The following is a 14,378-nucleotide window of genomic DNA, read 5'->3' on the forward strand; positions in this document are numbered from 1 at the left end:
GACGAGGCCCGGACCGTCGATCCTGCCCGTGACCGCCATCAGCCCGGCCCGGCGCCAGGCTATCGCCGGATGATCGCGCGCTTCCGCCGGCCGCTCGGGTCTTCCCACCTGCCGGAGCAGATCGCAGGCATGCGCCGCGGCAAGGCCGGCATCGGTGGGCGGATCAGCCATCGACCCACCCTATCCGGTGCGCGGGCCCGGCTCCACTTGTCTCGCACGGGGCTGATGCCGCAAGCTCCGCGCGATGGACGATCCCGCGCTCCTGCCCTGGATGCTTCGAAGCGATTGGCGCGCTGATCGCCGGCCGCTGGTGACTGTCGATCTCGCGCAATGGCCCGCCGACGAGGCGATCGATCCGCTTCCGCCCGTCCCGGTGATCGCGATCGGATCCGCCGATCATCCACAGGCCGGCGGAGCCGATGTCGTGATCGAGCCCCCCATCCCGCTCGCCGCGATCGTCGCCGGGATCGCGGCGGCGCCGCGCGCGGCTTCGGCGCTGGTTGAGTTGCTGCGATCGATCGAGGAGCTGGCCCCGGCGGCGGCCCTGACGCTCGAATCTTTCGCCTTCGCGATGGCGCAGGGCAGCGCCGAGCATGCCGGCTGGCTGGCGCGCAGGCCTCCGCCACGCGCTGCGGCTCCGGGGAGGCTGCTGATCGAGCGCAAGGGCGCGACACTGGCGTTGACGATCGACCGGGCCGCCGCACGCAACATGATCGACCGCGCCATGCGCGATGCATTGCACGATGCCTTTACGATCGCCGCGCTCGACCCCGCCATCGAGCGCGTGACGCTGCGCGGCAGCGGGCGCTGTTTCAGCATGGGCGCCGATCTCGCGGAGTTCGGCACCACCCGCGATCCCGCCGAGGCGCATGCGATCCGCGCCCGCACGCTCCCGGCGCGCGCGATGCTGCCCAGCACCGCCATCTGTCATGTCCATGTCCAGGGCGGCTGCGTTGGCGCGGGCCTGGAGCTCGCCGCCTTCGCCGGGCGGATCAGCGCCACGCGTAACGCCTGGTTCCAGCTTCCGGAGCTCGAGATGGGCATCCTGCCCGGCGCGGGAGGCTGCGTATCGGTGCCCGCGCGGATCGGCCGGCAGCGCGCGGCGGCGCTGATGCTGTCGGGCAAGCGAATCGGCGCGGATGTCGCGCTACGCTGGGGGTTGATCGATGCGATCGTGGACGATTTGCCCGCCGATGATCGTGGCGCGCACGAGATCGGCGGAGAGTGAGCTTCGCGCATCGCGCCATGGCTTGTGCAGCAGGCAGAGATCGGCGGCCGCGCCGGCCGCGACGCTCCGCGTGCGATCCAGCGCGATCGGATCGGCGAGGAACAAGGCCAGCGCTTCCTCCGGCGTGAGCGCCTCGGCGGTGCCCAGCGCATGCCCGCCCGCCGTCCGCCGCGAGACCGTGGCCGCCATCGCCGCCCAGGGATCGGGAGCGCCGAACGGTGCATCGCTTCCCGCCGCGAACGGCACGCCGGCGGCGGCGAAGGCGCGCAGGCGGTATAGCTCGGGCCATCGCGCCTCGGCGATATCGGCGCGATAGGCATCGCCGCGCTCGGCGACGAAATTCGGCTGCGCGACGACGGCGAGACGCAGTTCCGCGATCTGCGCCACGAGATGATCCGGCGCGACCGAAGCATGTTCGATGCGGTCCCCGGGCACGGTTCCGGCCTCGCGCAGCGCGGCAAGCGTGAACAGGAGCTCGACCTCGGTCACGCAATGGACGGCAACGCCGCGCCTGCGCGCATGCGCCGACCGAATCAGCCGCACCGCATCGTCATAATCGGGAAGATGGGCCTCGTGGAGGTGAAGCTTAACCGGTCCGAGCCGCAGCGACGGATCCAGCCCGCTCTGGCCGAGCGCGAGCGTGCCCGCGATCAGCACCTGCTGCGGCAGCGCGCCGCGCGCGCGTTCCCCCGCGAAATGGCGTGCGACGGCATCGTCGTTGGCGGGGCTCATCTCGGTGACGCCGGTTACGCCGTAGCGCGCGAGCGTCGCGCCGACCCGGTCGAACGAGGGCATTTCGCCGCCCAGCGCGCGCCGCGCCCACGCATCCTCGTCATAGAGGCGCCCGGTCCATTCGCCGCCGCTTCGCTCGAGGCCCTCCGGCGGCGTAAGCCCATAAGCGAGGAGCCGCTCGAGCCCGATCGAGTTGAACACCCACAGCCGCCCGGAGCGGTGCTGCACGCGCACCGGCCGGTCGGGCACTACGGCATCGAGCCAGCGGCGATCGATCGGCCCCGCGACGCTGTCATGATAGCCGATCCCGCGCAGCCATCCCTCGCCGCGCGCCGAAAGCGCCCGCGCCAGTGCCTCGGCGTCGCGGACCTCGGGAGGGCCGCAGCGTACCGATGCCGATGCCGCGGCGGTGGCGGCGACATGGATATGATGATCGTGCAGCCCCGGCAGCAGCAGCGCGTCGCCGGCATCGATCACACGATCGGCCCGATGCGGCAGCCCCCGGTCGATCGCCACGATCCGGCGATCCGCGACGAAGATATCGGCTATGCGTCCGTCGAGCAGCTCGGCCTGTCGGATCAGCAGCGTGCCGGCCATGCCGGCGCTCAGGCGGGATCCTGGAAGAGCAAGCGGACCTCGCGGCGGAGCAGCTTGCCCATTTCGTTGTAAGGCAGCGCCTCGACCCGGACGATACGCTCGGGGACGCGCGACGAACGCAGCCGATCCCTGACCAGCACGCGCAATTCGTCGTCGGACACCTCGCCCTTAAGCGCGATCGCGACCGCGACCGTCTCGCCCCACTCGGCCGAAGGCATGCCGACCGCCGCGACGTCGGCGATCGCGGGATGGCTGAGCAGGACATCCTCGATCTCGCCGGGCGAGATATTCTCGCCGCCGCGAACGATCACGTCATCGGCCCGGCCCGACAGGAACAGATAGCCTTCCGCATCGAGATAGCCGGCGTCCCGCGTCGGAAACCAGCCGTCGGCGTCGAGCGCGCTGCGCTCGCGATATTCGCCCGAGACCTGATCGCCGCGGACATATATCTCGCCGGGCTGGCCGGCGGGAAGCACGCGGCCGTCCTCGTCGCGTATCTCGAGCTCGATCGTCGGCAGCGGCTTGCCCACCGACGCGAGCCTCGCCTTGACGGCGGGATCGTCCGAAGCCTGCGCCGCGCGATGTTCGTCGGGGCCGAGCAGCGCGACGGTCGAGCTCGTTTCGGTCAGACCGTATGCATTGGTGAAGCTGGTCTCTGGAAACAGCTCCAACGCGCGGGCGATCAGCTCGATCGGCATCCGGCCGCCGCCGTAGGCGATCGCACGCAGCTTCGCGAGATCGGGCGTCGCGCCGCCCTCGCCCAGGCTCTCGACGATGCGCGACAGCATGGTGGGTACGACGAACGCGTTGGTCGCGCCTTCGCTCGCGCACAGGCCGATCCAGGTGCCGGGCTCGAACGCGGGCAGCAAGATGATCCGGCGCATCGCATAGATCGAGCTGAGCAACGCGGCGATGCCGGCGATATGATAGGGCGGCACGCTGACGAGCGCCGCCTCGCTTTCCCCGGCCCCCCCGAATTCGACGGTGCCGAGGATGTAGGATACCAGATTGGAATGGCGCAGGATCGCCGCCTTCGGCGCCGCGGTGGTGCCGCTGGTGAATAGCTGGACGGCGATGCCCTCGCCCTCGCCCGCCTCGCGATCGGGCTCCGCCGCTTGCTCCGCGCGCGCCACGAACGCCTCGCGCGCCAAGGCGCGGTGCCCAGCCTCCGGCGCCAGGCGAGCGGCCCGATCGGTATCGCCGACGATATAGGCCGGCGCGATCCTCGCCAGCAGCGCGGCCAGATCGGCATCGGCCAGACGATAGTTCAGCGGGCAATAAGGGATGCCCGCCAGCGCAGCGCCGATCAGCGCGATCGGCGCCGCCTCGCTGCCGGTATCGAGCAGCGCGACATGCCCGCAGCCGCTCTTCGCGATGTCCGCCGCCGCACCCGTCGCGGCATTCCACAGCGCGGCATAGCTCCAGTGGCGGCCATCGCAGGTCAGGCCGATCCGATCCGGCTCGGCATCGGCCGCCATCTTGAGGAGCAGCGAAATATCCACGGGCCTATCTCAGTCCGAGGAGGGCAGCGGCTTGGCATCCTTGAGCAGGAGCGGCGTGCCGTCCAGCGCGAGCGAACCCTGGCCGGGCTTGATGCACAGCAACTCGATCGTGCCCGCGGCATCGGTATAGCGCTTGCCCATCTTGGTGCCTTCCGAGAAAGCGGGGTCGATCGCCCCCTTCTCGCCCGATCTCTCATCGACCATCGGCAGGCCTCCGCACGAGACGGCGCCCGCCGCCGGCGCCTTGATCACCATCACCTCGGTATCATCGACCGCGCTCTTCAGCTTGCCGCCAGCTTTCATCCGTCGTTTCCGTCCAAATTTCCGTTCGGACGAAACGTCCGAGTTGTGTGAGCGCGATCCTACCCGCTTCGCGGCCGCGCGCTACGAAGATTATGATGCCGCGACGCGCCGATGTGCGATGCCGACCCAGCCGCCATCGAAACGTAAAGCCCGCCTCGGCGACCGCCTAGTCGCGCCCGTATCGCGACATCAGTCATCGCGGCCACGATGCGTGAGTGATCAGCTTTTAGGTTTGCCGATGCTGGCGATGTGCCTGGCCACACCCTCGGCGTAGGACGGGGCCAGCATCAGCGCGCTATTGGCCAACCGCTCGACCGCCGCCGCCTGATCGGCGCCGAGATCGGCGGCCAGTTCGATCGTGATCTTGGCGGTCCCCATCATTTCGCCGTTCTGCTGCGTCAGATGTCGGCAGAAGGCCATCACCTCCTGTTCGAACGCATCGTCCGGGAAGACCTTGTGGACCAGCCCCATCACCAGTGCCTCCTGCGCGGTCGCCGGCAGGTTCGCCATGATGAGGAAGCGCGCCCAGTGCGGGCCGACGACGCGGGTCAGACGGCTTACGCCGTTGGTGGCGGGAAGCACGCCGAACTTGGCTTCCGGAAAGGAATAGCTCGCGCCCGCTGCCGCCAGCCGAAAATCGCACGACAGCGACATTTCGAGGCTGCCTCCGACGCATACGCCCTGATGCGCGACGACGAAGGGTTTTTCGATATGCTCCATCTCGTCCCAGATCTGGCGCATGCGGCTGGGCAGGCGACGGTGCATCTCGCGAATGGCCGATCCCGTCGCCGGCCGCTCGCGCGACCCGCCTTCCTTGAGGTCCGCCCCCGAGGAGAAATAGCGCCCGGTCGCGCGAATCAGCATGACCTTCAGCGCGGGTGTGTCGCGAAAGCGCCCGACGGCCTCCTCCAAGCTCGCCATCATTTGCAGGCTTAGGGCGTTATACTTTTCGGGCCGGTTCAGCGTGGCGATGAGGATGCCGTCTTCTTCGGTCACGAGCAAATGGGGGGCTTCGGTCATTCCGTCCTCTTCAAATCTTTCTGTATCGCGGCAACTTTCCGCGCCTCCGATACGGCGCTTCAAACCTGTCGGCGCGCGCCGGTCAAGGCGATCGCCGGACCGCAAAGGCGGTTGCTTGCCCTTATCCACAAAAACGGAGGGTGTTTCATTTTTTTGTTGACGGGGAAGGGCCGGGGGGCGGATTGTCTGCCCATAAAAGAAATGTGGAGAGCGAACATGGCGACGCTGCTGGAGTCGAACAAAACGAAGATCGCCAAGCGCGTGATCGAGGTGTTCGAATTCTTCGATGAAACCAATGCCAAGGCGACGGTCATGGATATCGTCCGGCGCTATCGCCGCCCGCAATCCAGCACCTCCGAACTGCTCGCCAGCCTCGTCGAGATGGGACTTCTCTACAAGGACGCACGCTCGCGTTCCTATTCGCCGACACCGCGACTCGCCACGCTGGGCACTGCCGCCCAGCCCGAGATCATCCGCGACGGGCGATTGTTCGCCTTCATGGATCGGCTGGCGTTCTCCACGCGTCATGCGGTGGCGCTGTTCGGCATGATCGGCACCCATGCGCAAATCTTCCGCTGGTCGCCGGGGAGCGACGATGCGACCCGCGATCTCGGCTGCGGCGCGTCGCAGCCGCTGTCGGCGAGCGCCGCCGGGCTGCTGCTGCTCTCGACCTACTCCAACGATCACGCCGGACGGATGCTATGGCGCCTCAATGCCGAGGCGCCCGACGGCGCCAAGTTCAATCCGGCCGAGCTTCGCGATCGCGTCGCGGACTATCGTCGACAGGGTCACGCCACCGGCGCGGCGGGCTTCGTTCCGGCGGTGCGACTGACCGCTACTTTGCTGCCTTGCACGACGCACGAGCGGCCGTTGGCGCTCGGCGTTTTCCATCCCGATGCGGCGGCGGTCGATACCGACGCCCTGGTGGCAACGCTTGGTCGCGGCATCGCCCAGTGCGCGTCGCCGGAGGAAGAAACCGGCGCGCTCGCGGCCGCCGGCCCGTTCATGATGGCGGTTGCGGGCTGAACGTCGATCGTCTGCGGGGCCGGTCCGGCTCTCCCGGCTGCGCCGCCCGGGAGACGACCTTACCTCTTTCGCCGGTTTATTTTCCGGTCGACCCGTTATGAAATTTGCGCCACGGAGATGCGGTTACGATGAGGATCGGCTCGGCAAGCCCGTCCTTCCGCTTGATAGGGAAAGGATGAAACATGGCAGGTATCGAAGGTGTTTGGGAGTTCGCGGTGCTATCGCCCATGGGCGAGCAAAAGTCCGATCTGACGCTGACGAGCAGCGGAGACACCAGTTTTTCGGGTGGCGGCACCGGCCCATCGGGTAATGTCGAGATCCTCGATGGCGAGGTCAATGGTGACACGGTCACTTTCAAGATGAAGACGAGCAAGCCCTTCCCAATGACGTTGAAGGGGGAAACGACGCTGAGCGGCGACGTCATGGAGGGCAAGCTGGATACCGGTGCCTTCGGCAAGTTGAACCTGAAGGCCACCAAGAAGAGCTGATTTCCTTAGAGGGAGGGGGCACCGCCCCCTCCTCGCATCGGCCGAGCGGGCATCGCACCGTAGAGACCCTGATGTCGACCGGGAGGCTGGATTGACGGATTCGCGGAATTCCGATGCCTGGCGCTCCTCCGCTTCCGATCTCGCGCCGAAACCCGCCTATCGGCGCCGTATCCTCATCGATCCGGCAGCGGGACAGGTGACCGCCGAACTCGAGGATGATTATCACCGCATGACGGTGACCCTCGTCCATCGCGACGGCATCGTCGTGGAGGTCGCGAGCGCGATGAAGCGCGCGCCCTGGACGCTCTGCCGCGGCGCGATGGCCAGGCTTGCCGAAACCTTCACGCATGTCGCGCTGAGCGACATCGCGCGGCGGGGCGAGAAGACGCAGAATTGCACCCACCTTCATGATCTCGCGCTGTTCGCCGCGGCGCATGCGGCCGATCGCGCGCCCACGGCCTACGACATTCAGGTCACCGATCCGGTACGGGATGCGCGGGAGGCGTCGCTCGTCAGGAATGGCGTTCCGTTGCTGCACTGGACGATCGTGGACGACCGGATCGCGGCCCCACCGGAGCTTGCGGGCAGATCGTTGCGCGACCTGGGGGATTGGATTGCCCGGCAGGAGGCCGCCGGCGCGGAGGCGGGGCGCATCCTCCGCTGGGCGACGATGATCGCGCGGGGCCGCAGCATCGATATCCCCGCGGGGATATCGGCGACGGCGTTTCCGGCAGGCACCTGCTTCAATTTCCAGCCCGAACGACAGCACGATTCGATCCGGCTGCCCGGCGTGGATATCGATTTCAGCCTACCCGGTCGCGAACCGCTGCACGATCTGTCTTCACGCTTCTGAGAGTCCGTTTGGCGACACCGGCCGAGCGACTTCCAGCTACCGTTGGTACGTGCTCGATCGGCCGGGCGCCGCCGCTTCGGTTCGCGCCGATCATGGGAAAGGGCGCAAAAAGCGCTTGTCCCTTCGATCCCCCGCTCGCATGTCGATTCTTCAGAGAGCCGCGCCGATCGCCGCTCCGCCGAGAGGGTAGTTTGTGACGTTCAAGACGCGAGTGACCGAACTGTTGCAGATCGAGCATCCGATCGTGCAGGGCGGGATGCAGGGGGTCGGCCGCGCGGAACTGGCGGGCGCGGTCTCCGAAGCCGGGGGCCTCGGCCTGCTGACCGGGCTCACCCAGCCCTCGCCCACGGCGTTGCGCGACGAGATCGAGCGCTGCCGGGCGATGACGTCCAAGCCGTTCGGCGTCAATATGACCGTCTTCCCGACGATCAATCCCCCCGATTATCGGGGTTATGCGCAGGCGATCATCGATGCCGGGATCCCCGTGGTCGAAACCGCCGGCACGCCCGCCGTCGCTGAATTGTGGGAGATGTTCAGCGCGCACGGCATCGTCATCGTCCACAAATGCACCTCGGTGCGCCACGCGCTTTCGGCCGAGCGCAAGGGCGTCCATGTCATCTCGATCGACGGCTTCGAATGCGCCGGCCATCCCGGCGAGGACGATATTCCGGGGCTGATCCTGATTCCCGCGGCCGCCGACAAGGTGAAGATCCCGCTGATCGCCTCGGGCGGGATCGCCGATGGCCGCGGCCTCGTCGCGGCGCTGGCGCTGGGGGCGGAGGGGGTCAATATGGGCACCCGGTTCTGCGCGACGCAGGAAGCCCCGATCCATCCGAACGTCAAGCAGGCCTATGTCGAGAATGACGAGCGCGGGACCAACCTGATCTTCCGCAAGTTCCACAATACCGCGCGGGTCGGCAAGAGCGCGGTCTCCGACGAGGTGGTGAGGATCTCCGCCGAACCCGATGCGGAGTTCAAGGATGTGCAGCACCTCGTCGCCGGCGCGAAGGGACGGATCGTCCTCGAACAGGGCGATATGTCCGCCGGGATATTCTGGGCAAGCATGGCGCAGGGCCTGATCCACGACGTGCCGACCGTGAAGCAGTTGATCGATCGGATCATGCGCGAGGCGGAGGAAATCGTCGGCGCGCGGCTGCGCGCGATGGTCGCGGACACCGCGATGGCCGCCGCCTGATTGAACGGCGATCGCGAGGGCATATCTTGCGGCCATAGGGATTTTGATCGACGCCGGCAGGACCGACCCCCTCGCCCGCTACCAGCAAGTGGAATGACGAAATGTTGACCCCCCGTGACAATCCGCTCGGCCTTTCGGATCCGGCGCTGCTCCGCCATCAATGCCTGGTCGACGGTGCCTGGATCGACGCCGATGCGGGCGGCACGATCGCCGTCACCGATCCCGCCACCGGCGCGCTGATCGGCACGGTGCCCGATCTCGGCCGCGCCGAGACGGCGCGCGCGATCGCCGCGGCCGAGCGCGCGTTCCGCGACTGGAGCCGCAGGACGGCGGGGGATCGCGCGAAGATCCTGCGCGCGCTGTTCGATCTGATGATCGAGGCGAAGGAAGATCTCGCGCTGATCATGACCGCCGAACAGGGCAAGCCGCTCGCCGAAAGCCGGGGCGAGATCGTCTATGCCGCAAGCTTCATCGAATGGTTCGCGGAGGAGGGCAAGCGCGTCTATGGCGATCTGATCCCGACCAACGCAGCCGGCCGCCGCATCCTGGTGATGAAGCAGCCGATCGGCGTGTTCGCGGCGATCACTCCGTGGAATTTCCCCGCAGCCATGATTACGCGCAAGGCCGGTCCCGGCTGGGCCGCCGGCTGCGCCGGGGTGATCCGGCCGGCGAGCCAGACGCCGTTCTCGGCGCTCGCGCTGGGCGTGCTGGCGGAGCGCGCGGGGATGCCCGCGGGCGTCTGCAACATCGTCACCGGCCGCGCGACCGCGATCGGCGCGGAGATGACCGAGAGCCCGATCGTCCGCAAGCTCACCTTCACCGGATCGACCGAGGTCGGCGCCAAGCTGCTCGCGCAATGCGCGCCCACGATCAAGAAGACGTCGATGGAATTGGGCGGCAACGCACCCTTCATCGTGTTCGACGATGCCGATCTCGATGCCGCGGTCGAGGGTGCTGTCGCCGCCAAGTTCCGCAATGCCGGCCAGACCTGCGTCTGCGCCAACCGCCTGTTCGTCCAGAGCGGCATCCACGATCGCTTCGTCGACGCGCTGGCCGCCAGGCTGCGCGGCTTCAAGGTCGGCGATGGCCGCGCGGAAGGCGTGACGCAGGGGCCGCTGATCGACGATGCCGCGGTCCGCAAGGCGAGCGAGCATATCGCCGACGCGATCGGCAAGGGCGCACGGCTGATCGAGGGCGGCCATCCCCACGCGTTAGGCCACAGCTTCTTCGAGCCGACGCTGCTCGCCGACGTGCCGACCTCCGCCGCCTGCTTTCGCGAGGAGACGTTCGGCCCGGTGGCGCCGGTGTTCCGCTTCGAGACCGAGGCCGAGGCGATCCGGATGGCCAACGATACCGAATTCGGCCTGGCCGCTTATTGCTATACCCGCGATCTGGCGCGCGCCTTCCGCGTTGCCGAAGACCTCGAATATGGCATCGTCGGGATCAACGAGGGGCTGATCTCCACCGAAGTCGCGCCGTTCGGCGGCGTCAAGTCTTCGGGGCTCGGCCGCGAAGGCTCCAAATACGGCATCGATGACTATCTCGAGATCAAATATGTCGGCATCGGCGGCATCAATGGCTGACGCCGGCGTCAGGGAAGGAGCATGATGGTTTCGGAATCGAGCGACGCGCCGCAGCCAGTCGAATGGGTGCCGGACATTCCCCACAAGCTCAGGAAGCTGCCCAACATGCGGCGCGTGATCGCGCGCCGGTTGACCGAATCCAAGCAGACCGTGCCGCACATCTATCTGGCGGTCGACGTGCGGCTGGATGCGCTGCTGGCCCGCCGCACCGCGCTCAACGCCGAACTGGCGGCGGCGGGGACGAAGCTGTCGGTCAATGACATGCTGATCAAGGCGCTGGCACTGGCGCTGATCGAGGTGCCCGCCTGCAACGTCAATCTCGTCGGCGACAAGCTCTACAGCTTCACGCGCGCCGATGTCGCGGTGGCGGTCTCGATCCCGGGCGGTCTCGTCACCCCGATCGTCGCCGAAGCCGATAGCAAGCCGCTCGCGGCGATCGCGGCGGAGATCAAGGAATTGGCGGCGCGCGCGCAGATCGGCGGCCTCAAGCCCGAGGAATATAATGGCGGGACCGCGGCGCTCAGCAACATGGGCATGTACGGCGTCCGCCAGTTCGATGCGATCATCAATCCGCCGCACGGCATGATCCTGGCGGTCGGCGCCGGCGACGCTCGCGTCATCCCGATCGACGGCAAGCCGGCGGTCGCCACGGTGATGACCGTGACCGGCGGGTTCGATCATCGCGCGATCGACGGCGCCGATGGCGCCAAGCTGATGGCGGCGTTCAAGCGGCTGGTCGAGGAGCCGGCCGATCTCGGCTGAAGCAGGCACGCCGGCGCTCGCGATCATCGCGATCGACGGCATACCGATGGTCGCGCCGGGCGACGATCTCGCCGGGCTGATCGCGGACGCGCTGGAGCAGGCCGGGGATCGGCTGGCGGACGGCGATGTCCTCGTCGTCGCGCAGAAGGTCGTTTCGAAGGCGGAGGGGCGGCTGGTGCGGCTCACCGATGTCGTGCCGACGCCCGATGCCAAGGCGATCGCCGAGCGCGCGGGCAAGGATCCCGCGGTGGTCACCGTGGTGATGGCCGAGGCGGCCGAGGTGATGCGCGTGGTGCCGGGCGTGGTGATCACGCGGCATCGCGCCGGCCATGTCCTGGCGAATTCGGGGGTGGATGCGTCGAACGCGCTGCCCGGCGGGAATCACGTCGTGCTCTGGCCCGAGGATCCGGACCGCAGCGCGCGAGGCCTGCGGACCGCGCTGCAGGCGCGGTTCGGCGTGCGGATCGCGGTGATCGTCAGCGACAGTCTCGGGCGGGCCTGGCGGCTAGGGACGATCGGCACCGCCATCGGCAGCGCCGGGCTCAAGCCGTTGCGCGATCGGCGCGGTGAGCCCGATCTGTTCGGGCGGCGGATGGAGGCGACGCTGATCGCCGTCGCCGACGAAATCGCCTCGGCGGCGTCGCTGGTGCTGGGTGAGGCGGCCGAGGCCGTGCCCGCCGCGATCGTGCGTGGCGCGGTCTTCGATGCGGACGAGGATGCCGGGATCGGCGCGATCCTGCGGCCGATCGCGCAGGATCTCTTCCGATGAGCCGCGCCCGCCGGATCGTGGCGCTTTGCGGCGGTGTCGGCGGCGCCAAGCTCGCCTTCGGCCTTGCCGGCGTCCTGCCCCCCGAACGGCTGGCGATCGTGATCAACACCGGCGACGATTTCGAGCATCTCGGGCTCGCGATCTCGCCCGATGTGGACACCGTCTGCTATACGCTCGCCGGGCTGGCGGATCGCGAGCGCGGCTGGGGGCTGGCCGGTGAAAGCTGGGCGTTCCTGTCCGCATTGCGCGCGCTGGGCGGTGAGGATTGGTTCCAGCTCGGCGACCGCGATCTCGCGACGCATATCGAACGCACCCGCCGCCTGCGCGAAGGCGAAACGCTTTCTCAAGCCACGGCGGCTCTGGCCGCCGCGCTCGGTATCGCGCACCTCGTGATCCCGATGTCCGATGATCCGGTGCGGACGATCCTGGAGACGGAGGCGGGCGCGCTCGCCTTCCAGCACTATTTCGTCCGCGAACGCTGCCGGCCGGTGGTTCGGTCGATCCGCTTCGAGGGCGCCGGGCAGGCCGCGCCGGCCCCGGCGCTCGCGGCATTGATCGAGGACGACGCGGTGGAGGCCGTGATCCTGTGCCCTTCGAATCCCTATCTCAGCATCGATCCCATCCTCGCGGTGCCCGGGCTTCGCTCCGGACTGCGCCGTGCCGGCGTGCCGATCGTGGCGGTCTCGCCGATCGTCGGCGGCGCGGCGGTCAAGGGGCCGACCGCGAAGCTGATGGGCGAGCTCGGAATTAGCGTCGATCAGGCCGCGATCGCCGCGCATTACCGGGGCTTCGTCGACGCGCTGCTGATCGATACGATCGATGCCGGCGAGGCGGAGGCGATCGAGGCGCAAGGCGTGCATGCCGCCGTCGCGCCGACATTGATGCGGAGCGATGCCGATCGCTTGCAGCTCGCAGGCGCGGCGGTGGCGCTCGCGGAACGGCTACAACGCTGATGCGGCGCGCCGATCAGGCCCGAAGCGCCGGTGCATCGAGCGCGTGCGCATATTCGAGATCTTCGGGCAGATCGATGTCCAGTCCGAGCCCCGGGCGTGTGACGATGGCATAATCCTGCCGATGATGGCGGGCGAAACTGTCGGGACCGAAGGCGAAGGCGAAAGGCCGGTCGTCGGCCAGCGCGATCGCATTGGTGCCGATACGATGCCGATCCGGCGCGAGCGCCACCCCGTCGCGATCGGCCGCCGCGAACAGCAGCTCCAGATCCTCGCGGCACAATGCGGGCAGGTCGCCATGGACCACCGCGACGGGCGCGGAGCCGAGCACGTCTCTTGCCGCGCCGAGCGCAATGTTGAGCGGCGCTTGGCGGTCGTCGCTCCAGTCACCGTCCCACCACGCGGGCTTCTCGGCGGAAACGAGGCGCGGCCGCGCCCCTGCTGCGATGATCGTCGCGAGGACGTGGCGAAGCATCCGCTCCGCCAGCGCTTCGCGCGCCGCGCCCTCCAAGACATCGGCGAGCCGCGACTTGCGCTCCCCCACCGGCTTTATCGGGACGAGCACGGTCCAGCCGGCGCCCATCGCTTCAGGCTTCGGGAGGTACCAGCGCGCCGGTGATGCGGAAGCCGGCGCCATCGACCTGATAGGTCTTGTTGATGAAGATCAGAACCGAGGTCATCGCTTCGGCGGCCGCCGAATTGGCGAGCGCGCCGCCATGCAGACCGCGCAGCCCCATCAGATCGGCCAGGCCGATCACGACGCCGCGCGCCGCCTTGTCGTCCCCGAACACCAGCACGTCGCAGGCGATATCGGCATCGGTGATCAATTTGTGCGCGGCGACCGCGTGGAAGCCGGAGACGACGATGGCCGCCTCGCCGAGCAAGGCCTGCGCGCGCACCGCGGCGCTGCCTTCCGCCGGAAGCTGCACCCGCATCACCCGGGGCGGCACCAGCGGCACGGTCGTATCGATAACCAGCTTGCCCGCGACGTGCGGCGCGATTTCGCCGAGCGTGGCGTCCTGCGCCGCCCAGGGCACCGTCACGAACACGATATCGCCGGCGCGCGCCGCATCGGCATTGGCCATGCCGGTCAGGCCGTGGCCCAGCTCCTGCGCCGCAGCCGTGGCGCTTTCCGCGGAACGGGAGCCGATGACGACCTTGCGGCCTGCCTTGGCGAGGCGTCTTGCGATGGCGGCGCCGAGTTTGCCGGTGCCGCCGACGATGGCGATGGTCGCGTCAGCCGACGCATAGGATGCGGTCATCATAATCTCCGTGGAAAGCCGGCGGATCGATCGATCCGTAGAGCGTGTTGCGCTGGCGGGTCGGGCGGCCGGCCCGCGCCGCGAGCGCCATCATTTCTTGGGAATCTC

14 protein-coding genes and 1 pseudogene are annotated in these 14,378 nt (G+C 68.3%); 9 read left to right on the plus strand and 6 right to left on the minus strand.

Going from position 1 to position 14,378, the window contains the following annotated elements:
* Positions 1 to 244 precede the first annotated feature (244 nt).
* The gene (locus tag HUU94_RS00305; protein ID WP_174273143.1) at positions 245 to 1,228 is read left to right on the plus strand and encodes an enoyl-CoA hydratase/isomerase family protein; all 984 of its coding nucleotides are present in this window, start codon (positions 245 to 247) and stop codon (positions 1,226 to 1,228) included.
* Here HUU94_RS00305 and HUU94_RS00310 read toward each other — a convergent pair.
* The 4 genes from HUU94_RS00310 to HUU94_RS00325 all read right to left on the minus strand — a co-directional run bounded on the left by HUU94_RS00310 (position 1,148) and on the right by HUU94_RS00325 (position 5,511).
* Positions 1,148 to 2,557 carry an amidohydrolase family protein gene (locus HUU94_RS00310; RefSeq protein ID WP_254601806.1) on the minus strand — a complete coding sequence of 470 codons (1,410 nt, stop codon included), beginning with the start codon at positions 2,555 to 2,557 and terminating at the stop codon, positions 1,148 to 1,150. The two genes, HUU94_RS00305 and HUU94_RS00310, sit on opposite strands and share 81 nt — an antisense overlap.
* A gap of 8 nt (positions 2,558 to 2,565) precedes the next feature.
* Positions 2,566 to 4,059 (minus strand): class I adenylate-forming enzyme family protein, encoded by a 1,494-nt coding sequence (locus HUU94_RS00315; RefSeq protein ID WP_174273144.1) that lies wholly within the window; start codon positions 4,057 to 4,059, stop codon positions 2,566 to 2,568.
* 9 nt (positions 4,060 to 4,068) lie between these two features.
* Positions 4,069 to 4,362, minus strand: a complete 294-nt coding sequence (locus HUU94_RS00320; protein WP_174273145.1) for a hypothetical protein — start codon at positions 4,360 to 4,362, stop codon at positions 4,069 to 4,071.
* Between the two features lie 219 nt (positions 4,363 to 4,581).
* Positions 4,582 to 5,511 carry an enoyl-CoA hydratase/isomerase family protein gene (locus HUU94_RS00325; RefSeq protein ID WP_254601808.1) on the minus strand — a complete coding sequence of 310 codons (930 nt, stop codon included), beginning with the start codon at positions 5,509 to 5,511 and terminating at the stop codon, positions 4,582 to 4,584.
* Positions 5,512 to 5,598: 87 nt separating this feature from the next.
* On the opposite strand from HUU94_RS00325, the gene HUU94_RS00330 reads away from it, so the two are divergent.
* From HUU94_RS00330 to cofD, 8 genes and pseudogenes are all read left to right on the plus strand, one after another.
* Positions 5,599 to 6,408 (plus strand): helix-turn-helix domain-containing protein, encoded by an 810-nt coding sequence (locus HUU94_RS00330; RefSeq protein ID WP_174273146.1) that lies wholly within the window; start codon positions 5,599 to 5,601, stop codon positions 6,406 to 6,408.
* A 182-nt stretch (positions 6,409 to 6,590) separates the two neighbouring features.
* Positions 6,591 to 6,896 carry a hypothetical protein gene (locus HUU94_RS00335; RefSeq protein WP_174273147.1) on the plus strand — a complete coding sequence of 102 codons (306 nt, stop codon included), beginning with the start codon at positions 6,591 to 6,593 and terminating at the stop codon, positions 6,894 to 6,896.
* Between the two features lie 91 nt (positions 6,897 to 6,987).
* A complete protein-coding gene (locus tag HUU94_RS00340) occupies positions 6,988 to 7,749 on the plus strand; it encodes a DUF2889 domain-containing protein (protein ID WP_174273148.1) in 762 nt (253 codons plus the stop codon).
* Between the two features lie 193 nt (positions 7,750 to 7,942).
* Positions 7,943 to 8,944, plus strand: a complete 1,002-nt coding sequence (locus tag HUU94_RS00345; RefSeq protein ID WP_174273149.1) for an NAD(P)H-dependent flavin oxidoreductase — start codon at positions 7,943 to 7,945, stop codon at positions 8,942 to 8,944.
* A gap of 101 nt (positions 8,945 to 9,045) precedes the next feature.
* Positions 9,046 to 10,527, plus strand: coding sequence for an NAD-dependent succinate-semialdehyde dehydrogenase (locus HUU94_RS00350; RefSeq protein ID WP_174273150.1), 1,482 nt, complete (start codon positions 9,046 to 9,048; stop codon positions 10,525 to 10,527).
* Between the two features lie 69 nt (positions 10,528 to 10,596).
* Positions 10,597 to 11,289, plus strand: a pseudogene (locus HUU94_RS00355) (2-oxo acid dehydrogenase subunit E2); the annotation flags it as partial.
* Positions 11,290 to 11,335: 46 nt separating this feature from the next.
* On the plus strand, positions 11,336 to 12,058 hold the full coding sequence (cofE, locus tag HUU94_RS00360) for a coenzyme F420-0:L-glutamate ligase (RefSeq protein ID WP_174273152.1): 723 nt from the start codon (positions 11,336 to 11,338) through the stop codon (positions 12,056 to 12,058).
* Positions 12,055 to 13,011, plus strand: a complete 957-nt coding sequence (gene cofD / locus HUU94_RS00365; protein ID WP_174273153.1) for a 2-phospho-L-lactate transferase — start codon at positions 12,055 to 12,057, stop codon at positions 13,009 to 13,011. The genes cofE and cofD overlap by 4 nt, the downstream gene beginning before the upstream one ends.
* Positions 13,012 to 13,024: 13 nt before the next feature.
* On the opposite strand, the gene cofC is transcribed toward cofD, so the two are convergent.
* Together cofC and npdG are read right to left on the minus strand one after the other, a co-directional pair.
* Positions 13,025 to 13,591 (minus strand): 2-phospho-L-lactate guanylyltransferase, encoded by a 567-nt coding sequence (gene cofC / locus HUU94_RS00370; RefSeq protein ID WP_174273154.1) that lies wholly within the window; start codon positions 13,589 to 13,591, stop codon positions 13,025 to 13,027.
* Positions 13,592 to 13,595: 4 nt separating this feature from the next.
* Positions 13,596 to 14,270 (minus strand): NADPH-dependent F420 reductase, encoded by a 675-nt coding sequence (gene npdG, locus HUU94_RS00375; RefSeq protein ID WP_438827092.1) that lies wholly within the window; start codon positions 14,268 to 14,270, stop codon positions 13,596 to 13,598.
* Between the last annotated feature and the right edge of the window lie 108 nt (positions 14,271 to 14,378).

The organism is Sphingomonas bacterium, from assembly GCF_903644055.1.
GTDB lineage: Bacteria > Pseudomonadota > Alphaproteobacteria > Sphingomonadales > Sphingomonadaceae > Sphingomonas_I.